Source organism: Amycolatopsis minnesotensis (assembly GCF_039529815.1).
GTDB lineage: Bacteria > Actinomycetota > Actinomycetes > Mycobacteriales > Pseudonocardiaceae > Amycolatopsis > Amycolatopsis minnesotensis.
On the sequence record NZ_BAAANN010000005.1, the window covers coordinates 118,226 to 142,980 of the forward strand.

General features: G+C 70.0%; 19 protein-coding genes. 6 read left to right on the forward strand and 13 right to left on the reverse strand.

Translation table 11 applies throughout. The features are described from left to right. Window positions 1–571: 571 nt before the first annotated feature. The 5 genes from ABD256_RS07890 to ABD256_RS07910 form a co-directional block, all read right to left on the reverse strand. Window positions 572–1,825, reverse strand: a complete 1,254-nt coding sequence (locus ABD256_RS07890; protein WP_344415110.1) for an HNH endonuclease signature motif containing protein — start codon at window positions 1,823–1,825, stop codon at window positions 572–574. A 449-nt stretch (window positions 1,826–2,274) separates the two neighbouring features. Further along, complete coding sequence (locus ABD256_RS07895) at window positions 2,275–3,147, reverse strand: 3-hydroxyacyl-CoA dehydrogenase family protein (protein ID WP_344415112.1); 873 nt, start codon at window positions 3,145–3,147, stop codon at window positions 2,275–2,277. After that, the gene (locus ABD256_RS07900) at window positions 3,144–3,977 is read right to left on the reverse strand and encodes a hypothetical protein (protein ID WP_344415115.1); all 834 of its coding nucleotides are present in this window, start codon (window positions 3,975–3,977) and stop codon (window positions 3,144–3,146) included. The genes ABD256_RS07895 and ABD256_RS07900 overlap by 4 nt, the downstream gene beginning before the upstream one ends. A 322-nt stretch (window positions 3,978–4,299) precedes the next feature. Continuing rightward, window positions 4,300–5,496, reverse strand: a complete 1,197-nt coding sequence (locus ABD256_RS07905; RefSeq protein ID WP_344415117.1) for an amidohydrolase family protein — start codon at window positions 5,494–5,496, stop codon at window positions 4,300–4,302. Window positions 5,497–5,586: 90 nt separating this feature from the next. Further along, window positions 5,587–11,064: an ATP-binding protein gene (locus tag ABD256_RS07910; RefSeq protein WP_344415119.1), complete on the reverse strand. Its 5,478-nt coding sequence runs from the start codon at window positions 11,062–11,064 to the stop codon at window positions 5,587–5,589. Between the two features lie 369 nt (window positions 11,065–11,433). Between ABD256_RS07910 and ABD256_RS07915 the strand changes: the two genes are divergently transcribed. Both ABD256_RS07915 and ABD256_RS07920 read left to right on the forward strand, forming a co-directional pair. After that, window positions 11,434–12,495, forward strand: a complete 1,062-nt coding sequence (locus ABD256_RS07915; RefSeq protein WP_344415121.1) for an LLM class flavin-dependent oxidoreductase — start codon at window positions 11,434–11,436, stop codon at window positions 12,493–12,495. A gap of 172 nt (window positions 12,496–12,667) precedes the next feature. Then, window positions 12,668–13,519, forward strand: coding sequence for an SGNH/GDSL hydrolase family protein (locus ABD256_RS07920; protein WP_344415123.1), 852 nt, complete (start codon window positions 12,668–12,670; stop codon window positions 13,517–13,519). A 229-nt stretch (window positions 13,520–13,748) separates the two neighbouring features. On the opposite strand, the gene ABD256_RS07925 is transcribed toward ABD256_RS07920, so the two are convergent. Continuing rightward, window positions 13,749–14,084, reverse strand: coding sequence for an ArsR/SmtB family transcription factor (locus ABD256_RS07925; RefSeq protein ID WP_344415125.1), 336 nt, complete (start codon window positions 14,082–14,084; stop codon window positions 13,749–13,751). A gap of 119 nt (window positions 14,085–14,203) precedes the next feature. Here ABD256_RS07925 and ABD256_RS07930 point away from each other — a divergent pair, with 119 nt between their 5' ends. Further along, the gene (locus ABD256_RS07930; protein WP_344415127.1) at window positions 14,204–15,355 is read left to right on the forward strand and encodes an FAD-dependent monooxygenase; all 1,152 of its coding nucleotides are present in this window, start codon (window positions 14,204–14,206) and stop codon (window positions 15,353–15,355) included. Window positions 15,356–15,480: 125 nt separating this feature from the next. Here ABD256_RS07930 and ABD256_RS07935 read toward each other — a convergent pair whose 3' ends face one another. Further along, the gene (locus ABD256_RS07935) at window positions 15,481–16,575 is read right to left on the reverse strand and encodes a hypothetical protein (protein ID WP_344415129.1); all 1,095 of its coding nucleotides are present in this window, start codon (window positions 16,573–16,575) and stop codon (window positions 15,481–15,483) included. 223 nt (window positions 16,576–16,798) lie between these two features. Here ABD256_RS07935 and ABD256_RS07940 point away from each other — a divergent pair, with 223 nt between their 5' ends. Further along, complete coding sequence (locus ABD256_RS07940) at window positions 16,799–17,440, forward strand: hypothetical protein (protein ID WP_344415131.1); 642 nt, start codon at window positions 16,799–16,801, stop codon at window positions 17,438–17,440. Between the two features lie 8 nt (window positions 17,441–17,448). Here the strand turns inward: ABD256_RS07940 and ABD256_RS07945 are convergent, their stop codons facing one another. After that, complete coding sequence (locus ABD256_RS07945) at window positions 17,449–17,640, reverse strand: hypothetical protein (protein WP_344415133.1); 192 nt, start codon at window positions 17,638–17,640, stop codon at window positions 17,449–17,451. A gap of 27 nt (window positions 17,641–17,667) precedes the next feature. Then, complete coding sequence (locus ABD256_RS07950) at window positions 17,668–18,996, reverse strand: MFS transporter (RefSeq protein ID WP_344415135.1); 1,329 nt, start codon at window positions 18,994–18,996, stop codon at window positions 17,668–17,670. A 203-nt stretch (window positions 18,997–19,199) separates the two neighbouring features. Here ABD256_RS07950 and ABD256_RS07955 point away from each other — a divergent pair, with 203 nt between their 5' ends. After that, window positions 19,200–19,892 carry a GntR family transcriptional regulator gene (locus tag ABD256_RS07955; RefSeq protein WP_344415137.1) on the forward strand — a complete coding sequence of 231 codons (693 nt, stop codon included), beginning with the start codon at window positions 19,200–19,202 and terminating at the stop codon, window positions 19,890–19,892. Here the strand turns inward: ABD256_RS07955 and ABD256_RS07960 are convergent. Together ABD256_RS07960 and ABD256_RS07965 are read right to left on the reverse strand one after the other, a co-directional pair. After that, entirely contained in the window at window positions 19,868–21,463 is a 1,596-nt protein-coding gene (locus tag ABD256_RS07960) for an FAD-dependent monooxygenase (protein ID WP_344415139.1), read from the reverse strand. The two genes, ABD256_RS07955 and ABD256_RS07960, sit on opposite strands and share 25 nt — an antisense overlap. A gap of 2 nt (window positions 21,464–21,465) precedes the next feature. Beyond that, the gene (locus ABD256_RS07965) at window positions 21,466–22,428 is read right to left on the reverse strand and encodes an MBL fold metallo-hydrolase (RefSeq protein ID WP_344415141.1); all 963 of its coding nucleotides are present in this window, start codon (window positions 22,426–22,428) and stop codon (window positions 21,466–21,468) included. Between the two features lie 92 nt (window positions 22,429–22,520). On the opposite strand from ABD256_RS07965, the gene ABD256_RS07970 reads away from it, so the two are divergent. Then, window positions 22,521–23,060 (forward strand): MarR family winged helix-turn-helix transcriptional regulator, encoded by a 540-nt coding sequence (locus ABD256_RS07970; protein ID WP_344415143.1) that lies wholly within the window; start codon window positions 22,521–22,523, stop codon window positions 23,058–23,060. Between the two features lie 9 nt (window positions 23,061–23,069). Here the strand turns inward: ABD256_RS07970 and ABD256_RS07975 are convergent, their stop codons facing one another. Beyond that, entirely contained in the window at window positions 23,070–23,882 is an 813-nt protein-coding gene (locus ABD256_RS07975) for an LLM class flavin-dependent oxidoreductase (protein WP_344415145.1), read from the reverse strand. Next, complete coding sequence (locus ABD256_RS07980; RefSeq protein ID WP_344415147.1) at window positions 23,879–24,739, reverse strand: alpha/beta fold hydrolase; 861 nt, start codon at window positions 24,737–24,739, stop codon at window positions 23,879–23,881. The genes ABD256_RS07975 and ABD256_RS07980 overlap by 4 nt, the downstream gene beginning before the upstream one ends. Window positions 24,740–24,755: the final 16 nt, after the last annotated feature.

Here is a 24,755-nt window from a genome sequence, read left to right on the forward strand (position 1 = left end):
GCACCGCCGAGTTCGGATGGCGGGCGTGTTCGTGCCGCTCTTCGCCGGGGGAATAGCCAAAGAACCAGGGTCTGTTCAGCGAATCCATCTTGGACACGGACCACCGAGCCGCTAAAGAGCGACGGGATGGTCAGGCAGCCCGGGGTTAAGCGGTGTGGCGGGTGGTTCTGGGGCTCTGCCAGGGATCAGGGTAGTCACCCTCGCTGCCGCACCCGACTGGCTCTGCGGACCGCGCACGACCGACCAGTCTCCACCCTGGACACGGACCACTAAAGAGCGGCGGGATGTCAGGCAACTCGGGATTGAGCGGCGGGATGTGGCAGTTGGTTCTGGGGCTCCGCCACGGATCAAGGTAGTCACCCTCGCTGCCGCACCCGGCTAGTCCTGCGGTCCGCGACCGGCCGGTCGCGTGATGGTTCGCGGCTGGTGGCGGTGCCGCTGGACAATTCGGCATCCGTGGTTCGGATGGTGGGCGTGTTTGTGTTGTCCTTCGCCGGGGGTGGCTGAAGGACCGGGGTTTTGTCGCTCGGTCCGCGGTGGACGTAGTGGCCGCCGGTGGCGGCATCGGCCCTCAGGCGGCGCGGGGTTGAGCGGTGGGACGGTTCGTCCGGGGTCTTCGCCACGGATCGACGAACGCCGGTGGAGTGAACTCGGGTTGACCGTTGACCATGCGGAGTGTCCAGTCACTGGTGTGCAGCAGGCGATGATGCCGGGAACACAGCAGCGTGAGATTACCCAGGTCAGTGGCGCCTCCGGCGTACCAGGGCAGCACGTGATGCGCCTCGCAATGACGCGGCCTGCGCGAACACCCGGGAAAGCAGCACCCGCGATCACGGATGGCAAGCATGAGCCGCATCGCCTCGGTCACCAGGCGCCTCGCCCGCCCCATCTCCAACGGCTGCCCCGCACCATCAAGGATGGCCGGAATGACCTTGCAGTCACACGCCAGGATGCGGGCCTCGCTGGCGGTGATGTCGGTGACCATATCCAGACACGCCGCGCCCAGCTCCCTCTTCAAGTCAGCCAAGGGGATCGTCACGATCAGATCCGCACGCCCACCACTGCGGTTCGGAGACTCCGGGTGACTCGCGGCGAGATTGACCATCTCCATGAACGCGTCCCCATACCGCTCCACCCGCCCCCGCAGCAGCGGATTGTCGGAAGGGTCATCCGGCTGGGTCTGGGCGAGCGGGTCGAGCAGGGCGAGGGTTTTGGCGGCGGAGATCGGGTCGAGGTAGCCGTCGAACTTCGCCGAACCATCCTTGCGCTGATGAATATTCAGGGCACGCTTCGCCTCGGGACTATCACGAGGTTCGGTGCCGTCGGGGTCGAGACGGCCGAGGATTTCCTTGCCCAGTGTGCCGATCTCCCCGATACCCGCATGACGCGCCAACTCCACCAGGGACCGCTCAGCGAACTCCCGATCCTCCACCGAAACCGTGGCCGGGATCTTCTCCAGCACCCGCACGATCCCGTCCACATGCTCCGGCGAGATCTCCCCCTCCCGCACCGCCTCCCCCACCACCGGCGCCGCGGCCGGAATCTCCACACCACCCACACCATGACTCGGATTCGTGACCAGGGCTCGCTTGACCAACTTCTTCACCCCAGGACCGGAACTGCGCGCGATATCGGCCACCAACCCGGTCACACCCGTGTACCCGAGTTCGCGGGCGCCACCGTTGTCCAGGTGCGCGATGATGCGGCAGAGCTGCGACTCCAACCGCCACAAGGCCACGAACTTCTCCTGCAACAGCCCAGCGGCCTCACGCGCGCTGCACTGCCACAGCTCCCGCTGCGCCACAAGAGAAGAAGTCTCCGACACCCCACCATTCTACCGCGACCACACCCCGGAATCGAACACACGATCGAGTGAACCGAACCCATCAAGTCCACAATGGACAGACAAGAAGCGTCGCTATACCAACAAAATAGGCTCCGTTGGTCGTGGCTTGGCGGGGTTGGCATGGGCGGTTGTGGGAAAGATTGAGTACGACGAGGCAGTGGCGGGCGCTGGGCGCGGGAACGGTCCGGGCTCTCGTGGAGGCTGGCGTGCCACGGGTGCGATGCGGCGATCATGGTGCCGTGGTCACCGATCCACCCTGCCAGACCGATAACCACCCACGGACACAGCACAAAAGCCACGAAATCAGCACCCGCGATAGAACCGGACCACAACCCAACCGCCACCCAGCAACGAAAGCCCACACCTCTCTCCCGTCCAAAGCCATCGGTAGACCGCAGCCCAACACGAGAACCAACCACAACAGACCACTAGTAGCGATAGAACCCTTCACCAGTCTTGACACCAAGCTTGCCCGCATCGACGTATTCGTGGAGCAGTTCGCGCGGCCCAGCGGGCAGTGCGGGGTTTTCTTCGGCGTAGTGGTTCTCGATGTCGAGTACGACGTCGAGCCCGACCTGGTCCATCATCCGGAACGGCCCGACCGGCATCTTCCAGTTGATCTTGAACATGCCGTCCACGTCCTCCGGCCGCGCCACGCCTTCGGCGACCACGGCGAGCGATTCCCGTTTGATGGCGGCCCAAACGCGGTTGAAGATGAACCCGACGCTTTCCTTGCGCGCTTCGAACGGGTGAACGTCGAACTCGGGGAGCACGGCCAGCAGGGTGTCGAGCACCTCCCTGCTGGTGGCGCCGTCGGACATCAGGTCGACCGCGTTCGAGCCCGGCGGCATGTAGAAGTGCATGTTGCACAGGCGCGCGGGATCCCGCACGTGCTCGGCCATCACCCGCGACGGGTAGGAGGAGGAATTGGTGGTGAAGAGGGTGTCGGCCGGGGCGGCCCGGTCGATCTCACCCCACAGCGGGATCTTGATGTCCAGCCGCTCCGGCACCGCTTCGACGGCGAGCCAAGCGGATTCGAGGGCCTCGGCGACCGACTCCGCGCCCACCGCATTGCCCGCACCGCCCTCGCCTGCCACCTCCGGAAGCGTCCGCGTCACGTACTCGGTGGCGGCGGCGACCTGCTCGGCGCTCGGGTCGTAGATCCGCACGGTCCCGCCGCGGCTGGCGAACATCAGCGCGATGCGGCGGCCGAGCGTGCCGGCCCCGAACACCGCGACCGGCCGGTCCCGGATGCCCTCGAACGTGTGCGCGTACATCCCGTCTCCGTCCACTGTGGTCATCCTCGGATTCCGGCGATACCCGAAACCGGTTCGTGCAGGTCGGCGAACATCCGGGGTTCGCCGCCGTCGAGGGGCACCGCGCGGATCCGGCCGCCGAGGTCGGACACGTAGACGACGTCGTCGTCCACGGCGAGCCCGATGGCCTCGCGGAAACCGCCCGCGAGGATCTGCGGTGCGGCGCCCTTCTCCCCCGGCGCCGGAACCGGAGCGCGGTTGAGCGTGTTCCCGTCCGGTTCGGCGCCGCGGTCGGTCCAGTACAGCCAGCCGTCGCGGATTTCGAGGTCGATCGGCTCCGGCAAACCGTCCCACAGCAGTTCGACGTCCGAGCGGCGTTCGGCACTCTCCCCTGCGGGAATCTCCAGCCCGGCGCGGAAGATCCGGCCACGCCCGCCCTTCGCGGGTCCCTTCTGCGTCCAGTACAAGTACCCGGCATCAACGGCGACTCCGACGCACTCCCGCAGCCACGATGAGTCGCGGGTGTTCACCACGAGATCGGTCAACCCGCTCCCGTCGACGTGGACGCGGCTCACCCGGCAGCCTTCGCGGTCGCTCCAGTACAGGGTCCCGGAGCCGTCGGAGGCGAGTTGCTTCCCGGTCGTGATCGAACCGGAGGGCACCACGTCGCGCGCGTCCGCGCCATCGAGGCCCACCGCGTGCAACCCGCCGTTGGGGCGCGAGTAGTCCAAACCGGACTCGCCCGTCGTCGCGGCCGCTCTCGTCGGCACGCCCATCGTCGTCCAGCAGACGACGCCGTCGAGCAGGACCACGCCGTCGGGAAAGGCGCCCGCACGGTCGAAAACGGTCGTGATCCGTCCATCTGGGACGCTCACGCGGCGGATCGACCCCGACGTGATGCCCAGCGCTATCACCGCGGTGAACAAACGGCGGCCCTCCTGTCCTGGTTGCGTCGCGCCCAGGAAAGCACAGGAGTGCCACCGCCGCTCGCCGATGATCCCGGAGGGGTTATCGCATCGCGCAACGTGCGGCCCGCACGAACGCCGACCACGCGGCGGGCACCACGATCAGCGCCGACAGCAATGGAAATTCTTCGCTTTTATCCCATAATTGCAGCCCCTCATTTTTGCACAATGAGGATAATGCGATCGATGCACTAGGAGTGCCTTCCTGGGCGAGACGACGGTGCCCGGCGATTCAGATCGCGGTGGGCATCGGCGCCGGTGTCCCGCCCCGCCATACGCGCTGGACGGAGAGTGTGTCACCGATGGCGGTGGTCGGATCACCGGCGATCAGCACGAGATCGGCCCGGAGCCCCGGCTTGATACGGCCGCGGTCATCGAGGCCGAACCTCCGTGCCGGTACGGAGGTCGCTGCGCGCAAGGCCTCCGTCGGCGTGAGGCCGGCCAGCACCAGGAGGCGCAGTTCGTCGTGTAGGCTGGCGCCGTGGGCCGTTCCCGGTGCGCCGAGATGCGCGGCATCCGTGCCCGCGAGAACGTCGACGCCCGCGCGGTGCAGTGCCGCGAGCGCTTCGAGTGCGTGGTCGAAGTTTTCGCGTGGACTCGTCGCCATCGCGCCGGACAGGTTCTCCAGCCAGGCCGGTGCCAGCTTCGAGTGGACGCGCGGATCCTCGGCGAGTTCGGCGCCGGCACCCGCACCGGTGATCGACGCGATCACCGTCAGCGTGGGAATCACGAAGGTACCGGCGGCGATCTTCTCGATCAGCTCGCCGGTGTGCGGCCGGTCGAAGAAGAGATGCGTGAGCCCGTCGACGCCCGCGTCGACGACCTGGTTCGCCGTCTCGACGGTCATCGCGTGCGCCAGCACCATTTTGCCGCGGGCGTGGCCCTCGCGGACGGTCGCGGCGACCAACTCGGGAGCGAGGCTGGGCAAGGACGAGCCGAACAGGTGGCCGTCCTCGACCAGCACCTTGAGGTAGTCGGCGCCCTCGACGATCCTCGCCTCGACGAACGCCGGGATCTCCTCCACCCGCGTGGCCGTCGGCCAGGCGGGGTCCCCCTCCCCCTTCCGGAGCTGGTGCGGGTGCCCGTCCGCGGGAGTGAGCCCGATCGACGGCGAGCGCACGTCCGCGAGGTCGCTCGACTCGGCGGCCGTACGGCGCAGCGGGATCATCCGCTCCGGGATCGAGAGCATGTCGAACTCGGTGGTGATCCCGAACCGCAGCGCATGGCGGAGCGACTCCGCGTCGGTGTGCGTGTGCGCGTCGATCAGGCCGGGCACCAGCGTGGCACCGGTGCCATCGACCAGTTCGACCCCTTCGGGACGGCGGCCCGCGACGCTCGCGATCCGTTCGCCCGCGACCTCGACGTCGACAACCCCGAGCAGGTCCTCACCGTCGAAGACGCGGGCGCCGGTGATGACGAAACGATTCATGGCTGAACCGTAAGCAGCCTTGATCGATCCGCCAAGAAGGCACTTTTTCGACACGTGGTGAGGTCGAGGTGACCACGTCGCGTTGCGGGATCAGTGCTTCATGCCGTGCTCGATCGCCTCGATGATCCGCGGCCGCAGCTCCGCCGCGGAAATGATCGCGTCGACCGAACCGACCTCGACCGCGCGCTGGATGCTGTGCACCTTGTCGAACTCCGCGGCGACCTCGCCGAGCTTCTCCGCGCGGACGCTCGCCTGCGTTTCGGCGAGCTGGGCGTGCAAAGCGGCCCGCTCGGCGCCGCTCGCGGCCGAAGCCAGCGTTTCGAGCTCGGTCACCCTCGGGTCGGTCGCGGTGCGGTTGTTCACGTCACCCGCGAACACCACGGCCGCCGCCGGCGCGCCGCCGAGCACCGAGGCGAACGAGCCTTCGAGCGCCAGCACGGTCATGTTCGGGTTGAGCGCCTTGGAGAACACCACGAACGCGCCGCCGTGGTACCGGGAGATCACGCAGAACACGATGGGGCCGTCGAAGTTGACGATCGCCCTGCCGATTTCGGCGCCGTACTCGAGCTGGAGCTTGCGCAGCGACTCCGGCGAGCCGTCGAACCCGGACAGGTTCGCCAGCACCACCAACGGCCGGTTTCCCGACGCCGAGCTGATCGCCCGCGCGGTCTTCTTGGACGAGCGCGGGAACAGGGTGCCCGCGGTGTAGGTGTCCGGCCCGTCGGTGGGCGGGAAGCCGCGCCGCGGCACCGAACGCGACTCGATCCCGACGAGGCAGACCGGCCACCCTCCGATGTGGACGTCCTGCACCGCCGAAGTGTCCGCGTCGGCCATGCCCGCCCAGCGCTCCAGCACCGGGTAGTCCTGATCGGACAGTGCGCGCATCACCGTGCGGATGTCGAACGGCTTCTTGCGGTCCGGGTTGTGCTCGGCGGAGAAGATCTCGCCGACGGTCGAGAAGTCGCTGCCGACGACGGCGTGCGGGAACGGCGAGACGTCGCGGTCCACCGGGTCGTTCGTGCCGGCCTTCCGCGGCGCCGACTCGCCGGGCACGACGTAGGTGTGGTCGTAGTGCGCCATCAGCACGTCACGGGCGGCGGGCAGGTTCGGCGCCCAGTACTGCGCCTGGCCGTTCGGGCCCATCACGCGGTCGTAGCCGCCGATGCCGAAGTTGTCCTCCGCCGACACACCGCCGGAGAAGTCCAGCGCCTGCTTGCCGGTCAGCACCATCGTCGAATCCGGGGTCATCACCAGGATTCCCTTGGTGTGCATGAGCATTGTGGCCTCGGCGTTCCAGTACGGCTGCGCGCCGACGTTGATGCCGGCGACCACGATGTTGATCTCGCCGCCGTCCTGGGTGAACGTGACGATCCGCTTCAGCGCGGCGGCCACCCAGTCCATGTTCTCGGTGCCGGACGACATCGAGATCCGCGCGCCGGAGGACAGCGCGAACCACTCCAGCGGGACCCGCATCCGCTCGGCCAGGTCGAGCGCGGCGATCACCCGCGAGCATTCCGGCTCCGAGAGCGCGCCGAGCGACTTCGTCGGGTCGCCGAGCAGCACCACGCGCGTGACGCCTTCGGGGTGCCGTTCGGTCGGGGTCGTGACGACCCCGGCCACGATCGCCGCGGAGTTCTTCCCCTTCGGCCGGTCGACCGGCACGAGCACGCCTTGCTCGTCGAGGTCGTGCTCGGCGAAGTCACCGAGCAGGCCGGTCAGCTCGTAGGGGTAGACTGTGTTGCGGCTGCTGGCGCGCAGCACCTTCTGCCGGTAGTCGTCGATCGGCTCGACCGGCTCCGCCGTCGGCTCACCGACCGTCAGCTCCGTGCCGCCGGTGGCGTCGAAGGAGACGCGCACGGCGATCTTGGTCAGCTCACCGGTCTCGGAGTTCCGCTGCCGCGCGATGAACCGGATCTCCTCCAGCCCGGCGCCCGCGGTCGTCGGCAGCACGCGCCCGGCGATCATCTCCAGCTCCTCGCGGGTGATGTCGCTCGGCGGCCAGACGTAGACCACGATCCGGTTGGTGCTGAAGCGCTTCTTCGACGGCCGCCGCGACTGCTCGCGGCGGATCGAGTCGAGGCAGGCGGCGATGGTGTCCTCGGCCGTCGGCAGCGCGACCAGCCTGCCGTCGTGCTCGCGCAGCTCGGTCAGGTCGCGCACCTGCGCGAACGCGACGAGCCGGTCGTCGGCCTGGTTTTCCCTTGCCACGCAGCGGAAGAGGTAGACCTCCTCGTCCGAGGACGGCAGCCGGGTCAGGTCGAACTTGCGCAGCCGTTCGAGCTGCATCCGCTGCGCGATGTAGGGGTGGAGGCCGCGGATCAGCCGGTCCTCTGCCATCTTCGACGTCTCGTCGGGGCGGAACGTGAAGTGGTGGTGCATGACCGCGCCGCCGCGGCCCGCGACGGTGGCTGTCAGCCGCCGGACCTGGCTCGGCAGCGCCCGGGTGCCGATGACCTCGTGGAGCGCGGCGGCCATCGCGGCCGAGTCCTCCGGCTGCTTCTCCCAGGCGAGGTAGATGTCGGCGTCGATGGTGTCGATGCCGTCCTGCCCGCTCAGCTCGGCGAGCCCGTTCAGCGCGCTGCCCAGCGCGTCGAAGCTGACGGCGGCGGAAACCAGGCACGAGCCGCCGCGCTCGGCGACCACGAACCGGCAGCCCGCGACGTCGGCGGTGCGGACGTCGGTGAGCCCCTTGTTCCCGTAGTACCGCCGGGTCAGCACCTCCAGCATGATCGTGTTGTCCAGGTCGGCGCGGACGAGCCGCTGGCCGAGCAGCCGCACCAGCGGTTCGGTGCTGCGCACCATCTCGGCGACGCGCTCGGCGCGGTCCGGCGCCTCCGGGTTCGCGTCGAGGTGGCGGAGGTGCTTGCGGATGTCGGCGTAGACACGGGCGCGGTTGCGGCGCAGCAGCGGCTGGCCGAACCACGCGAACACCACGCCGCGCGCGAGATCGGATACGGCGGGGAAACGCACCTGCGTCGCCGCGACCAGGTGCTCCAGCGTGAGCCCCGCGCGCTCCCGCAGCGACTCCAGCGGCGGCATGCTCGCCAGCCACTCCCGCAGCAGCTCCGAGACCACCGCGACGTCGGCCGACATCCGCTGGTGGGCGAGGAAGATCCGGAAGACCGCGGCCTCCAGCTCCGGCGTGCGGTCGAGATCGGTGACGCCGTAGTGCGCGAGCACCTGCTTCAGCCTGGCCTGGAACCCTTCGGTGACACCGGCGCGCTCGACGTCGAGGCTCTGCAGGTAGCTGTGGAAGTACTCGCGCGGGCTGTGCACCGCGCTGCCCGGCTCGCCCTCGAGCTCGCCGGCCGGCTTGTTGCGGCTCAGCTCCGACAGGTCGGCGAACACCGTCAGCAGGTCCAGCTCGCCCGGCAGCGGCCTGCCGCCCAGTTCGGCGCGCGCGGCGAGGTACCCGGACAGCACGCGCTTGCGGTCCTCCGGGGCGACGTCGAAGCCCAGCAGCAGGCTGCGCAGATCCTGCAGGCACCGCTCGACCCGCTCGGCCGCGGACGCTTCGGACCGTTCGGCGGGCACGGGGAGGTCGATCTCGACGGTCTCCGCGCCAGTCGCGTTCTCGGCCTCGGCGTCCTCGTCGTCGGCGAGGGGCTCCAGGCGCATCAGCGGCGCGGCGGTCTCGACCTGGCTGCCCACCGACACCGGGCACTCGCGCACCTTGGCTCGGAACGGCGCGCGCAGCACCGTTTCCATCTTCATGCTCTCCAGCACCAGGATCGGCGCGCCCGATTCGACCTCGTCACCGACGGCCAGCGGCGTCGCGACCACCAGCGCGGGCGCGGGCGAGCGGACGACGCCGCCTTCGTCGCGGCTGATCCGGTGCGTGACGCCGTCGACCTCGACCAGGTGAGTCGGGCCGTGCGTGGCGGAGATCAGCCGGAAGCGGTGCCCGTTGACCACGATCTGACCGCTGTGCGCGTCGAACCGCTCGACCTCGACCTCGGCGTGGTGCGTGTCCGAGCCGTGCGAAACGCCTACGCGGAACAGCTTCTGCCCGGCGCGCGCCACGCTCACGCGGTAACCGACGCCGCGGAGCTTGAGGTCGAGCGGGCGGCCGCTTTCGTGCTGCACCTGCGGGCGCCCGCCGTGCGCGGTGGCGAGCAGGCGCTGGCGGCTGGCCTCTTCCTCGTCCTGGTAGGCCTCGATCGCGGCCGCGGCCAGCGCGATCGCGGAATGCCGGTGGCTGACCAGGCGGCCCTCGGCGCGCACGCGGTCGATCCAGCCGGTGTCGGCGCTGGCGTCGATCACCTCGGGCTGGTCGAGCAGGTCGAGCACGAAGCTCTTGTTGGTCGCGCCGCCCTCGATGATGACGGTGGTTTCGGCCATCGCGCGGCGCAGCCTGGCCAGCGCCTCGTCGCGGTCGCGGCCGTAGGCGATGATCTTCGCGATCATCGAGTCGAAGTCGGCCGGGATGCGGTCGCCCTCGCTGACGCCGGTGTCGACGCGGATGCCGGGCCCCGCGGGCAGGACGAGCCGCGCGATGCGGCCGGGTGCGGGGGCGAAGTCGCGGTCCGGGTCTTCGGCGTTGAGCCGCGCTTCGACGGCGTGACCGCTCTCGGCCGGTTGCGCGCCTTCGAGCTTGCCGCCCTCTGCCACGTGCAGCTGCAGCTTGACCAGGTCGGTGCCGGTGGTGATCTCGGTGATCGGGTGCTCGACCTGCAGCCGGGTGTTGACTTCGAGGAAGGCGAACAGCTTCTCACCCGGGTGGTACAGGAACTCGACGGTGCAGGCACCGCGGTAGCCGACCGCCACCGCGAGCCGCTCGGCGGATGTCTTCAGCTCGGCGGTCTGCTCGGGGCCGAGCACCGGGGAGGCGGATTCTTCGATGATCTTCTGGTTGCGCCGCTGCACCGAGCAGTCGCGCACACCCAGCGCCCACGCCGTCTCGCCGTCGGAGATCACCTGGACCTCGACGTGCCGGGCGCCGGTGACAAGGCGCTCCAGGAAAACCACGCCGGAGCCGAAGGCGCGCAACGCTTCCTGGCTGGTGCGCTCGTATGCCTCGGTCAGGTCGTCGGCCGAGGCGACCATCCGGATGCCGCGCCCGCCACCGCCCGCGGTCGCCTTGAGCATCAGCGGGTAGCCGATCCGGTCGCCCGCGCTCAACGCGTCTTCGAGCGTGCCGACCTCGCCGCGGCTCCACGGCGCGACCGGCACCCCGACCTCTTCGGCGATCAGCTTCGCGCCGATCTTGTCGCCGAGCTTGCGCATCGCCTCGGCACTCGGCCCGACGAAGGTGACGCCGGTCTTCTCGCACAGCTCGGCGAACGCCGGGTCTTCCGCGACGAAGCCCCAGCCGACCCACGCGGCGTCGGCGCCGGTCTCCACCAGCGCCCGCTCCAGCACGGCGAGGTCGAGGTACGGGCGGGCCGAGGCCGGGCCGAGCAGGTACGCGATGTCCGCTTCACGGACGAAGGTCGCGTCACGGTCCGCGTCGGTGTAGAGGGCGACCGTCTCGATCCGCGTCCCGGTTTCCGCCGAAAGATCCCGGACAGCGTGGATGAGCCGCATCGCGGCCTCTCCGCGGTTCACGATGGCGACACGACTGAACACCGGCTGAGCCTCCCAAATCCCTACGCACAACAGGCGACGTCCGGGTCCCGGAACGTCGCCTGCACCTGACTACACCTTGCTCGATTACCGCTCGGTACACCAATGTCCCGGCCCGCGCATGCCGGGACCGTTGAGTTGTGGAGACCCCACAAAAGGCGACCAGGGCCACGTGTCCTTCAACACGACCCTGCCGCCGCCTGACGCGAGGTCCGCCACAAAGCACGCGAGGAACACTACGGCTTCGACCACTAGGCAAACGCCAAAGCGCGGAAACCCGTCCGAAACGTCGGCTGAACGTCCGGTTCGCCCCGGCGGAATACCCCCGCCGTGACAGGTGTTTGAGCGTTCAACTACCTTGAGGGAGTGGACATGGGCTACGAGATCCTGGGCACGCGGCAGGAGCCGACGTTCGGCCTGGACACCTTCGGCGACGTGGAAAACGGCCCGAACGGGCAACCGGTGAGCCAGGCCGAGGCGATCCGGCAGGTCGTCGCGGAGGGAGTGCTGGCCGACCGGGCCGGCGTGGGCTACTTCGGTGTCGGCGAGCACCACCGCGCGGAGATGGCGGTGTCCTCGCCCGACGTCGTGCTGGCGTCGATCGCGGGGCAGACCGAGCGGATCCGCCTCGGCACCGCGGTGACGGTGCTCAGCTCGGACGACCCGGTGCGGGTGTACGAGCGGTTCGCCACGCTGGACGCCCTGTCCGGCGGCCGCGCGGAGGTCACCCTCGGCCGCGGTTCCTTCACCGAATCGTTCCCGCTGTTCGGCCATTCGCTGGCCGACTACGAAGTGCTGTTCGCCGAGAAGCTGGACCTGTTCACGCACCTGCAGCACGAGAAGCCGGTGAGCTGGAACGGCACCGTGCGCCCCGCGCTCGACGGCGCGCAGGCCTTCCCGCTCACCGAGTCGGGCAGGCTGCCCGCGTGGGTCGGCGTCGGCGGCACACCGCAGTCGGTGGTCAGGGCGGCCGCGTACGGCCTGCCGCTGGTGATGGCCGTGATCGGCGGGTCGCCGGAGCGGTTCGCGCCGCTGGCCGAACTGTACCGGCGCGCGCTGGCGGAATCGGGCCACGAGGAACTGCCGATCTCCATGCACAGCCCCGGGCACATCGCCGCGACCGACGAACTCGCGGTGGCACAGCATTTTCCGCACCACCAGGCGGCGTTCGCGAAGATCGGCGCCGAGCGCGGCTGGGGCCCGATGTCCCGTGCCGACTACGACGCGATGGCGGGGCCGCGCGGCGCGTTGTTCGTCGGCTCGCCGGAAACCGTCGCGCGGAAGATCGCGTGGGCGGTGCGCACGCTCGGCCTGTCCCGGTTCCAGCTCAAGTACGGCGCGGGCGCGCTCCCGCACGAGCAGCGCATGGAGTCGATCCGGCTGTACGGGGAGCAGGTCATCCCGCGGGTCAGGGAACTGCTCGCCGAGTCGTGACTCCGTCCGAAGAGGACGGAGGCGTGCGTTGTTTGGAGTTCGTCACAACGTCCTTGGTGAGATTTCGGTACGGCTTTCCTCTAGCGGTCCGTGTCCGCAGTGCGACAGGATGTGACCACCCTACCGACCGGTAGGTATGGGGCATCGCCGAACACAGCGCCGTGGAGGACACATGCACCGATCAGCACGCCTCGCCTGCATCGCCGGGGTCGCCGCGCTTGCCTGCGCGGCGACCCCGGCCACCGCGGACACCGGGCTCAGCTACGTCAACATGGGCGACAGCTACAGCGCGGGGAGCGGAATCCTGCCGCTGGCGCCCGGCATCAGCCCGCTGTGCGCGCAGTCCAGCAGGAACTGGGGGCACGACCTGGCGGCGAGCGAGGGGTACACCCTCACCGACGTGTCCTGCGGCGGCGCGACCACCAGCCACTTCGAAAACGCGCAGTACCCGTGGACCCCGCCGCAGCTGAACGCGCTGTCCGAGAAAACGGACCTGGTCACCCTGACCATCGGCGGCAACGACGAAAACACCTTCGCCGGCGCCGCCGCGGCCTGCGCGCTGACCGCGATCCCCACCCTCGGCCAGGGCAGCCCCTGCAAGACCCTCTTCGGCGACAATTTCGCCAACACCATCAGGACCAAGGTCTACCCGAACATCACACGCGCGCTGAAGGCGGTGAAAGCCAAGGCTCCCAACGCCCGCGTAGCGATTTCGGGGTACCTGCAAATCCTGCCGCCCACGGGCGGATGCTTCCCCCTGCTCCCGATCGCCACCGGTGACGTGCCCTATCTGCACGGCATCCAGCAGCTGCTCAACGACAGCGTGCAACAGGCGGCCTCGCAGACCGGCGCGCTCTACGTCGACGTCAGCAAGGTGTCCACCGGGCACGACGCGTGCCAGAAGGGCGACACCCGCTGGGTAGAGCCCCTCTTCGGCGCCAACGGCCTCAGCCTGATCCACCCCAACGCCACCGGGGAAGAGGCCATGGCCGACGAAGCCGCGAAAGCGCTTGCCCGGTCCTGAGCCCCGCCCGCGGGTGGCCGATCGGGCCAGCCACCCGCGGGCCTTTGTCCACAACGGACTTTCCGGGTGCTTCGGCTTGGCTTGCTCTGGGATCACTGGGCGTTGTCCCCGAAGGCGCCCTTCGGGGACCAAGCCTCCGGGGCGGCCCCGGCAGCTCGCGAACCACCTGGCGCATCATTCCGCGCGCCGCCATCACCGACGGCACCGGCCGCGAGACGAGGAGCCCTGTTCAGCGAGGAGCGGTACCGTCCTGGTGTTCGGCTTCCAGGAGTGCGAGCAGTCCGGGAAACCTGCTCTCGACGTCCGCGCGTCGTAGGCGGATGCCCTTGCGGTTGCCGTAGTCGATCTCGTCGATGAGGCCCGCTTCGCGCAGGACCCGGAAGTGGTGGGTCTGGGTCTGCTTCGAGATCGGGAGAGCGAACGAGTTACAGCCTCGCTCGCTGTCGGTGCGGTCGGCGGCCAGCTCCGTCATCACCGAACGACGGTGCTCGTCAGCGAGAGCGCGAAGCACCACGCCCAGTTCGAGCGCATCGACCGCTGGACCGACCAGGTTCGTTCCGGCCACGGGCACCTCCTTCAGGTACGTCTTGCATCGTACCTTAGTGGCGTGTTGTACTCAGGTACGAAATCAGTCGTACCTTGACGGCCGGGGGCGTGGCCGTCGATGTTTTGAAAGGTCTGGTCATGAAGAAGCCCGAGGTGCTGATAGTCGGTGCCGGAATCGCCGGGCCCGCGCTCGCGTACTGGCTCGCCCGGAATGGATACCGGCCGACCGTCGTCGAGCATGCCCGGCAGCTACGCTCCGGCGGCAGCGCGATCGTCGTGAAGGGGCCCGCGATACCGGTCGCCGAGCGGATGGGCATCCTTCCGCCGCTGCGCGAGCTCGCCACTCGCAATCGATCGCTGACCCTGCTCGACCCGGCCGGCAAACGAGTCCTGCGGCTCCCCTCCTCCTCGGGAGGGGCGCCGACGGTCGAGGTGACCCGGGCCGACCTGTCCGAGGTACTCCACCGGTCGGCGCGGGACGATGCCGAGTTCGTGTTCGACGACACGGTCACCGCACTCGATCAGGACGAAGGCGGGGTCGACGTCACCTTTCGACGGTCCGCGCCACGGCGTTTCGACCTGGTGGCCGGGACCGATGGGATGCACTCCACCCTGCGGCGTCTGGTGTTCGGGCCCGAGCGGCAGTTCGTGAGCGACCTGGGTCTCTACGGCGCGACCGTCCCGCTGGAACCCGACGCCGTCGGCGACCCGAGCGAGCTGACGATGCTGACCGTGCCGAACCGGATGCTGGTCGTCCACCCCTCGCGTACCACGCCGCTCGCGATCTTCACCTTCCGGGCCGCACGGCCCGCGCTCCACGACCGCGGAAACATCGCTCTCCACAAGCAAACCGTGGCCGACGCGTACGCCGGCGTGCGGTGGCGGGCGCCGGAACTCGTGGCGGCGTACCTCGACCACCCGGCCCCGTTCTTCGACCCGCTGACGACGGTCCGGATGCCCTCGTGGTCCCGCGGACGGGTCGTACTGCTCGGGGACGCGGCGGCGGCCACAGCCCTGCTGGGTGACGGGTCCAGCATGGCGATGGCGGGAGCGCATGCCCTCGCCGAAGAACTCGCCTCCCACCACGGTGATCACGCCCGCGCCTTCGCCACCTACGAGTCGCGGCTCCGCCGCGAAGTGCGACCGCGGCAGCGACGCGTCGGCCCGCTCTCCAGACTCATGGTGCCCAGCACCCGAACCGGCCTCGTGGTGCGCAACGCGGTGGGCCGCGCGGTCGGTCGCGCGAACCGGATCACCTCTCGCGAAACCGCAACCGGGACGACCGTGTAGCGGCTGGAACGCGTGACGGATGACGGCGGTGCATCGCAAGTGGTCAAGCGGCGAGTACCTGGTGAATCCACGGCTCATCGCCCTACTCGTCGAAAGTCGTCACCTCGCAGGCCGGGACCTGATCATTACCGGGCCGGGGTGAACCGGCAGGCGACGTCCTTCGTCCCGTCCTGCGCGCCGGGGATGCCGATGCCGGTGACTTCGAGCGTCCGGTATCCGGTGCCGTCTTCGACGAAGCGCGCTTCGATCGGGGGCACCACGGCGCCGGGGCATCCCGCGGCGCGGGTCAGCATCCGCAGGAGTGCGGCGAGGTCGTCGGGGTGGCACATGTCCTGCAGCCGCCGGTCCGACGGGATGTGGATGCCGAGCCCGTCGAGCTGGCGGTTCGCTTGCCAGATATGGAAGAAGTCGGTGTTCACGACGGCGAGCGCGTCGCGGCTCAGCGAGAACAGGGCCGCCGCGGTCGGTTCCGCGCCGTGCTGGTTGTAGGCGTGCTCGGTGGTGTTGACCTCCATGGTGCAGCCGCGCGCGACGGCGACCGTGGCACCGGCGTAGGGGTCGGCGAGCAGGCGGCGGGCGACCATCCGCATGTTCTTGTCCACGCCGCTCGCGCGGTCGCGGATCCGGTAGTCGCGGAAGAACAGCTTGTCGGTGGTCGCGCTGACGCCTTCGCTGATCGCCTGGTGCACCGTGCTCGACCACGCGTCGTCGACGAGTTCGTGGAAGAAGTACGAACCGGGCAGGCGGTTGCCGTCGGGGTACTCCGCGGCGGCCGCCGGCGGCCGGTCGAGGCCGAACAGGTCGAACACCTCCGGCGACCAGATCGCGGTGACCGACCGGCGGTCGGTGAGATCGACCCGCCACTGCCACGCGCCGACACCAGGGCGCGGCGGCATCGGCTCACCCGATGGCACGTAGCACGCGTGGACCGCGGTCACCGTGCCGTCGGCCGGATCGAGCAGCGGGAGCGCTTCGACGTCGAAGCGGCCGTTCTTGCCGAGGTCGGTCACCAGCTCCTGACCGGCCCTGGTCCGGGCGGCCGTCATGATCTGCGGCAGCAGCACCGTCCGGTCGACCGAGGTCAGCAGGCCCTTCGGCGACTGGCCGGTGTAGAGCAGGTCGCCGATCGAGAGCACCTGCAGGCGGACGTCCATCAGGACCCACTTGCCGGCGACGGTGCCCCGCCGCCGTGCCACCTGACCGCCATCGGCACAACCCATGGCGCCCACCTTAGAACCCGTCGGTAACGCCGTCACGGTTGATCTTGACCCCGGGCCGGGTAGGGCCGAACGGGTCGAAGGTCTCGCAGTTCAGGCCGAAGAGCGGCAACCTCGGACGCGGCCACGACGTATCTCGATAGCCTGGTAGGTCCGCGACGAACGCGGGTACCCCCACCCGTCCGGCGAAGATCACCACCGGGTGCGCCCGGGAAAGGACAACGCGATGCACGGCACAAACGGCTTCGGCCACGCACTCCTCGGTGACGTCGGCGAAGACCCGTTGGTGTGGCTCAGCGGCGAGTTCCCCGAACTTCGCGCGGCCGCGCACTACCTCACCCCGGAAGCGCTCGTCGTCAAGGCGGCGCAGGCCGTCAAGATGCGCGAAGCCCTCACCCCGGAGACCGCGCACGACGGCGTCCGGCCGGTGTGCGCGGTGCTCGACATCCGATCGATCGCGGCCGTGGCGGCCAGGGTGACGGCGTGGGAGCTGTTCGAAACCGTGGTCGCCAAGGGGCCGGCGGTCAACGTGCACCTCGTACTGGCGCGGCCCGGTGCGCTGGAGGAGCGCATCAGCGGGGAACGGCTCGCCATCCTGGTCCGGATCGTCAAGGACCTGCAGCGGGACGTCGACCTGGCAGGGGGCGCCACGGACAAGGCCTTCCCCGCCGACGTCGCCGCCGTCCGGCCGCTGGCCGTGCGCCGCTCCGGCTCACCGTCGGCCGGCCGGAGCCGGACCCGCCCGCGCACGGTGCGCACGGACACCGGGCCGAAGCTCGCGACGGTGCTGTGCGAGGTGGTGTCCGCGGCCGAGGGCCGCTGGCCGAAGAAGGTGCTCGCCCGCGCGCAGGCGCTCGTCGACCCGTAGCGCCGTCGTCACCGTCTCCTTGCCGTGCGGGGCGGCTGCGACGGCGGAACCTGCCGCCGCGTCATCTCGCCCGCGTACCGCTCCGCGGTTCTGACCAGGTCGGCGTAGGCCTCGGCGTGCAGCCTGCCGATCGTGGCGTGCGCTTCGCGGGCGGCCGCCTCCAGCCAGGTCTCGCCGGGGCGTCTGGCGGGTGTGGTCATCGCGGTACCTCCGATCCGTTGCCGTGCTCAGACCGTGCGTGCGTCGTCGGCGCGGACGTCGCTCGTGGCGCTGAGCGGCTGGCCGGGACGGTCTTCGACGAAGTAGCTGGCGACCAGGCCGATCACGGTGACCACCGCGAGGTAGGCGCCGACGGCGTAGACGGTTCCGGTGCTCGTCTGCAGCGCTTCGGCGATGGTCGGGGCGAACGCGCCGCCGAGCACCGCCCCGATCGCGTAGGAGATCGCCGCGCCGCTGTAGCGCACGCTCGTCGGGTACATCTCCGCGTAGAGCGCCGCCTGCGGGCCGTAGGTGAACCCGAGCCCGACGGCGAACAGGATCAGCGCGAGGTGCAGCAGCGCGATGTTCCCGGTGTCGACGAGCGCGAAGAAGGGGAACATCCACAGGAGCTGGACGACGAAGCCGATCCGGTAGACGCGGAGGCGCCCGATCCGGTCGGCGAGCCAGCCGCCCGCCAGGGTGCTGACCAGCCACGCCACCGCGGAGACCATCACCGCGATCAGCACCGTCGAACGGTCCAGGTGCAACGACTTGACCGCGTACGACTGCACGTAGCCGCCGGTGGTCATGTACCCGACGGCGTTGTTCGCCGCGAACACGAGCGCGCCGACGACGACCAGCCGCCAGTGGTGCCGGAACAGCGGGACGAGCGGGATGCTCGACCTCGCCCTGGTACGGCGGACCTCCTCGAACACCGGGCTTTCCGCGACCCTGGTGCGGATCATGAACCCCGCCACGATCAGCACGACGCTGAGCAGGAACGGGATGCGCCACCCCCAGGCGAGGAACTGCTCCGGGGTGGTCAGCGCGGTCACCAGTGCCAGCACGCCGTTGGCCAGCAGCAGTCCGATCGGGACACCGATCTGCGGGAACGCGCCGTAGAGACCACGACGGTCCGCCGGCGCGTGCTCGACGGCGAGCAGCGCCGCGCCACCCCATTCCCCGCCTGCCGAAAGGCCTTGCAGGATGCGGAGCACGACCAGGATGATCGGCGCGGCGATACCGATCGAGCCGGTCGTGGGCACCAGGCCGATCAGCACCGTCGAGATCCCCATCAGCAGCAGGGTGAGGATCAGCATCGCGCGCCTGCCGAGCCGGTCGCCGAGGTGCCCGGCGACGATGGCGCCGATCGGGCGGAAGAAGAAGCTGATCCCGATCGTCGCGAACGAAAGGATCAACGCGTCCTTCCCCAGCGCGGTGAAGAACTGCGTCGCGAAGACCAGCCCGGCGCAGATCGCGTAGATGAAGAAGTCGTACCACTCGATGGTCGTGCCGACCATCGCGGCCAGCACCACCCGGCGATGCTCCCTGTCGATGCTCCCGGTCCACCGCGTCATCGCGACTCCCAAGTCGTGCCATCCGGCCAAGCGAATGAGGATCGTATATAATCAGTGTGCACGCGGCAAGGCCCTGCCATTCATGATCTTGCGGAAATACCTTGCGGCGGCGAATTTCTTGATCGTTTTGCACCACCCGCGAACGGAACCAGTCGACGATACCGTTGATCGTATATGGTTAACCATCCGAACGGAGGCTGACGATGTCCACTGTGGAGGGTGCGGGCGCCGAGGGCCAGAACAAGGTCCAGCGCACCTACGAGGCGATCCGGTCGCGCATCGCCGACGGCACCTACGCCGCGGGACACCGGCTGGTGCTCGGCTCGCTCGCCAAGGAGTTCAAGGTCAGCCCGGTACCGGTCCGCGAAGCCATCCGGCTGCTGCAGGCCGAAGGGTACGTGCACTTCCAGCGGAACGTCGGCGCCACGGTGGCGGCGATCGACCCGGTGGAGTACCAGCAGACGATGCAGATGCTGGCGATCGTCGAAGGCGCCGCCACCGCGCTCGCGGCGCCGTACCTGACCAAGGCCGACCTGGTGGCAGCGGCGAAGCTCAACGACCGGATGCGCGCTTCGCTCGACAAGCTCGATCCACCCGCCTTCACCCTGCTCAACCACGAGTTCCACGAGGTGCTCTACGCCCGGTGCCCGAACCCGCGGCTGGTCGAGGTGGTCCGGCGCGGCTGGTCCTCGCTGGCGGTGATCCGGGACTCGACCTTCTCCTTCGTGCCGGGGCGCGCCAGCTCCTCGGTCGCCGAACACGACCAGCTCCTCGACCTGATCCGGACCGGTGCCGGCGCGGAGTGGATCGAGCACCGCGCCCGTTCGCACCGCACCGCCACCGTCGACGCGTTCCTGGACTGGGAGGCCGATCAAGACAAGGCTCCCGAGGCGTAAGCCCCGCCGAGCGCCCGCCGCAGCGCGCCGGCCAGATCGGCGTGGCAGGGCGCCCGCAGCACGGCGGCGGCGTAGGCGTCGGGGCGGATCACCCACAGCTCCCCCGGTTTCGCCCCCAGTGCCTCCGCGAGCACCCCTGTATCGTCCACTTCGGACAGTTCGAGCGACCGGACCGGCGCCGCGACAGCCTTCGCCGCCGACCTGACGACCTCGAGGTCCGCACCGGGCGCGGCGAGCACCAGCAGGCCCTCGCGGGCGACCTCGCGGAACCGGCCGCACGACACCGGCGCGTCGGGCACCAGGATGCCGGGCCCGGCAACGGGAACCGCGCCGCGCGGTGGGCGCCCGGCGAACGGCCGCTCGGCGTCGGGGGTGGTCAGCGACGAGCCGTCGTACCAGAACGGCTCCGCGAGCCGTCCCGAGTCCACCCGCGCCCGCGCCGCGGGATCGGCCGCCGCGGCGGACAGCACCGAAAGGCGCCGGAGCCGGTGCTCCTCCCGTTGGGGCACCAGGAAGTTCATCGTCTCGGTGGTGACGTCCAGGTTTTCCACGGCGGCCGCGTGCCGCTCTTCGTGGTAGCTCTCCAGCAGGTTCTCCCCCGCCCAGCCTGCCATGACGAAGGCGAGCTTCCACGCCGCGTTCTCCGCGTCGCCGACCCCGGAGTTCAACCCCCGCGCGCCGAACGGCGCCACCAGGTGCGCGCAGTCCCCGGCGAGCAGCACGCGGCCGACCCGCATCCGGTCCGCGATCCGAGCCTGGAACCGGTACACCGATTTCCACACGATCTCGTACGGCCGGTCGCCGATGATCGCGCGGACACGGGCGTCGAGCGCCCCACCCGACTCCTCGGCGGCGAGGTCGTAGTCACCGGGGACCTGCCAGTCGATGCGGAAGGTCGAACCGGGGCACGGGTGGATGAGCACCTGGCGGCCGGGGTTCCACGGCGGGTCGAAGTAGAACCGCCGCTCGTTCGCCCAGCCCGCCAGATCGGCACGGATGTCGCAGATCAGGAACCGGTCGTCGAACGAGTGCCCGCCGAAATCCACCCCGAGCATCCGGCGCACGTCGCCGCCGCGGGCGCCGGTGCACGCGACGGCGTAGCCCGCGCGCACCTCTGGCCTGCCGTCGAACCGCACCGCGACACCACCGGCGTCCTGCTCGATCCCGGTGACGCGGTGGCCCCACCGCACGTCGATCAGCGGTTCGGCGGCGATCCGCTCGTCGAGGATCTCCTCCGTCCTCGCCTGGGAAAGGTTGACGAACGGCGGGAACGCCGAGCGCCCCGGATCGGCGATGCGCTGGGCGAACAGCTCCTCGGCGCGGTGGAACGTGCGGGAGGTGGTCCAGGTGACCCCTTCCTCCGCGATGCGCCTGCCCGCGCCGACGGCCTCCCACACGTCGAGGACGTCGCGCTGCTGGCAGATCGCCTTCGACCCGACGAGATCGCGTCCGGCGCGCTCGTCCACCAGCACCACCGGGACGCCCCGCTTCGCCAGCAGCAGCGCGGTGGTCTGGCCGACCGGCCCGTTGCCCAGCACGGCCACCCCGTGGCCGGATGCGGTCGCGGACATCGTCAGTCCTGCAGCTGGTTCCAGACCTCCCGGTCCCGCTCGGCCGTCCAGATCACCGGCCGCTCGATCCCGGACAGCTCGTCCCACAGCCGGGAAACGTCGAAGGGCAGGCAGTGCTCGAAGATCGGCCAGGAGCCGTACTGGCCGACCAGCGCGGCACGGGTGCGCTCGAACGCGTCCTTGAGCGTGCCACCGGCCTGCCGCGCGGCACCCACCTCGCGGATCATCACCTCGAGGAAGTGGCGGGTCTGCGCGATCGCCGCGTCCACGGCGTCACGGCCCTTGCTCACCGCGCCGCGGCCACCGATCAGCGCCTCCGCGCCGAACTCCCGCACGCGGTCCAAAGTGGACGAAGACCAGTCGCGGTGGAACGCGTCCCCGGTGTAGAGCGCCGCCTCGGCTTCCACCAGGTCGCCCGCGAAGAGGACCTTCTGGCGGGGCAGCCAGGCCACGATGTCGCCTTCGGTGTGCCCCCGGCCGCAGTACCGGAGCACGAGGTCGCCGCGGTCGCCACCGAGGTCGATGGTGAGCCGGTCGGAGAAGGTGAGCGTCGGCCAGGTCAGCCCCGGTACCGAGGCCGCGTTCTTGGCCAGCCGCGGCATCCGGCCGAACTCGCTCTCCCAGTCCTCCTTGCCGCGCTCGGCGACGAGTGCGCGCGTGTTCTCGTGGGCCACGATCACCTCGGCGTCGAACGCGGAGGCTCCCAGCACGCGCACCGCGTGGTAGTGGGACAGCACCAGGTACCGCACCGGCTTGTCGGTGTGCTCCCGCAGCCTCGCCAGCCACTCCCGCGCGGCCACCGGGGTGGCCAGCGCCTCGAAGCAGACCAGGAAGTCCTCGCCCTCGATGGCCCCGACGTTCGGATCGCCTTCCGCGGTGAGCGCGTACACCCCGTCCGCGAGCACTTCGAGGGTCTGTTCCTTCTGACCGAGATCGGCGGAGGACGCGAAGGCCTTCTGTGCCACGATGCACACCCCTTTTGATCAAAGCTTTGATTATCCGGGCACCGCTGAGCGTAACCCGGCTCCCCGCCGGAACGGAAGCTAGTCTTTCGGCCATGAGCGCCGAGCCTGCCGAGTCGAGGGACCTCGAGTACCTGACCTTCGTGGACTACGCGGTCGCCAAGACGACGGCGGAGTTGCCGGAGGTCGACCCGGTCTCGATGCGGCTCGGCCTGACCCTGCACCGGCTGTCGAGCGCACTGGTCTACGACTGGGAGTCCACCGTGCACCGGCCGCGCGGCTGGAGCTGGGGCGGTTTCCGCGTGCTGTTCGTGCTGTGGCTCGCCGGGCCGCTGGAAGCCAAGCGGGTCGCCCAGCTTTCCGGGATGAGCAGGGCGGCCGTGTCGGCCCTGGTCCGCACGCTCGAACGGGACGGCCTGACCTCGCGGCAGCAGGCAGAGCACGACGGCAGGGCGGTGGTTCTCGACCTCACCGAAGCGGGCCACCGGGCGATCGCCGACGCTTACGCCGCGCACAACGCGCGCGAACGGGCGTGGACCAGTGCGTTGACCGAGCGCGAGCAGACCGTCCTCATCGGACTGCTGGAGAAGCTCACCACCAGCCCGGCCGCCACCGAGGCCAAACGCCGGTTCTAGTGCGGTGGCTCAGGAAACCGGGCCGTCGCGGAGCACGCCGCGCACTTCGTCCACAGTGGATTCCGGCGGGAGTTCCGCCAGCCACCAGGTGGCGCCTGCCTCGGCATAGGGCGCCAGGTCGGTGCCGGGCGGGAGTGCGACGGCGATGTCGTACGGCGCCGTGGCATCCCGGCGGAGTTCGGTGACGGTGGCGACGATTTCGGCGAGCTGGTCCGGGTGTCCGAGGTTGACGGGGAAGAAACCGTCGTACCGGGCGGCCCGGCGCAGCGGTTCGAGCTTGCCGGGGAATCCCGCGGCCCACACCGGGACGCCTGGCCGCTGAACCGGCCGGGGAAGGAACTGGACGCCGTCGACGCTGTAGTGCTCGCCCCGGTGGTGCACGGGCTCGCCGGACCAGGCGGCGGTGAGGATCTCCAGCGACTCGTCGAGCATCCGGCCGCGCAGCCGGTCGTCGAGCTGCTCGCCGGTCCTGGACAGCTCGTGGCCGAACCGGTCGCTGCCGAGACCGGCGCCGAGGGTGAGCCTGCCGCCGCTGAGCCGGTCGAGGGTGGCGGTTTCCCTGGCGACCTTGACCGGACGGCGCCGGGCGAGCGGGGTGACCATCGGGCCGAGCCGCAGCCGTTCGGTCGCGGTGGCCATCGCGGCCAGGGTGATCCACGGGTCGGCCACCTGCCGCACCGGTGCCCGCCAGCACACGTGGTCCCAGACGAACACCCCGTCCCAGCCGGCCTCCTCCGCCTCGGCGGCCAGCCGCGCGACCACCGCGGGATCGGCGAGGTGGTCGAAGGGCGGCAGCCAGAGCGCTGAACGCGGTCCGGTCATCGCCGGTCGCCCGCGGTGTGCCCGGCCAGCGCCGGCACGAACACGTCCCACACCGGTTCCGGCAGCACGGCGTGCCCGACCCCGGGCAGGACCAGCAGCTCGGCACCGGGGATCTCGGCGCTGAGAGCCTCGCCGTGGGAGAGCGGGACGAGCGGGTCGCGATCGCCGTGCACCACCAGGGTGGGCACGCCGATGTCGCGGTAGCCGCCGCGGACCGGGCTGGTGAATTCCATGGCGAAGTGGTTGACGAGCGTCGACGCGAAGTTCCTCGCCCGCTCCACGTCCTGCTTGATCAGCGCGCGGATGGCGGCTTCGTCGAAATGGGGCGAGCCGCCCGATTCGGCCTTCGCCGCCGCGACGCTGTAGTCCACGAGCGCGGCCAGCTCGGTGAGATCGGGTCCGGCGGGCGTCTCCCCGACCGGTTCCTCCGACGGCGGGAGAGCACCGATCCCGGCGGAGGCGCTGACGAACGTCAGAGACGCGACCCGGTCCGGATGATCGACGCCGACGATGACCGCCATCCCACCGCCCATCGACCGGCCGACGACATGGGCCCGCTCGATGCCCAAGGCGTCCAGGACGCCGACCGCGTCCTCGGCGAGATCGGTCATCGAGTAGCCGGGGTGCCCCGGCGGGTAGCTGGTGGACCGGCCGGTGTCCCGGTTGTCGTACCGGATCACGAACCGGCCCGCGGCCGCGATCCGCGCGCACAGCCCGGCTTCCCACCACAGCATCGAAGCGGCCGCGCCGTCGATGAGCAGGATCGCCGGGTGGGCGGGGTTTCCGAAGGTTTCCACACCGAGTTCGACGCCGTTGATCCGCGAGAGTCGCTCGCCGTTGCTCAGGTTGTTGGTCATGGCAACAACGCTAGAA

Bases quoted from the DNA above. Each gene is read 5' to 3' on its own strand.
- ABD256_RS07895 (WP_344415112.1), bottom strand. From the start codon at position 3,147: ATGACCACAGTGGACGGAGACGGGATGTACGCGCACACGTTCGAGGGC.
- ABD256_RS07905 (WP_344415117.1), bottom strand. From the start codon at position 5,496: ATGAATCGTTTCGTCATCACCGGCGCCCGCGTCTTCGACGGTGAGGAC.
- ABD256_RS07915 (WP_344415121.1), top strand. From the start codon at position 11,434: ATGGGCTACGAGATCCTGGGCACGCGGCAGGAGCCGACGTTCGGCCTG.
- ABD256_RS07920 (WP_344415123.1), top strand. From the start codon at position 12,668: ATGCACCGATCAGCACGCCTCGCCTGCATCGCCGGGGTCGCCGCGCTT.
- ABD256_RS07930 (WP_344415127.1), top strand. From the start codon at position 14,204: ATGAAGAAGCCCGAGGTGCTGATAGTCGGTGCCGGAATCGCCGGGCCC.
- ABD256_RS07935 (WP_344415129.1), bottom strand. From the start codon at position 16,575: ATGGGTTGTGCCGATGGCGGTCAGGTGGCACGGCGGCGGGGCACCGTC.
- ABD256_RS07940 (WP_344415131.1), top strand. From the start codon at position 16,799: ATGCACGGCACAAACGGCTTCGGCCACGCACTCCTCGGTGACGTCGGC.
- ABD256_RS07945 (WP_344415133.1), bottom strand. From the start codon at position 17,640: ATGACCACACCCGCCAGACGCCCCGGCGAGACCTGGCTGGAGGCGGCC.
- ABD256_RS07950 (WP_344415135.1), bottom strand. From the start codon at position 18,996: ATGACGCGGTGGACCGGGAGCATCGACAGGGAGCATCGCCGGGTGGTG.
- ABD256_RS07955 (WP_344415137.1), top strand. From the start codon at position 19,200: ATGTCCACTGTGGAGGGTGCGGGCGCCGAGGGCCAGAACAAGGTCCAG.
- ABD256_RS07960 (WP_344415139.1), bottom strand. From the start codon at position 21,463: ATGTCCGCGACCGCATCCGGCCACGGGGTGGCCGTGCTGGGCAACGGG.
- ABD256_RS07970 (WP_344415143.1), top strand. From the start codon at position 22,521: ATGAGCGCCGAGCCTGCCGAGTCGAGGGACCTCGAGTACCTGACCTTC.
- ABD256_RS07975 (WP_344415145.1), bottom strand. From the start codon at position 23,882: ATGACCGGACCGCGTTCAGCGCTCTGGCTGCCGCCCTTCGACCACCTC.
- ABD256_RS07980 (WP_344415147.1), bottom strand. From the start codon at position 24,739: ATGACCAACAACCTGAGCAACGGCGAGCGACTCTCGCGGATCAACGGC.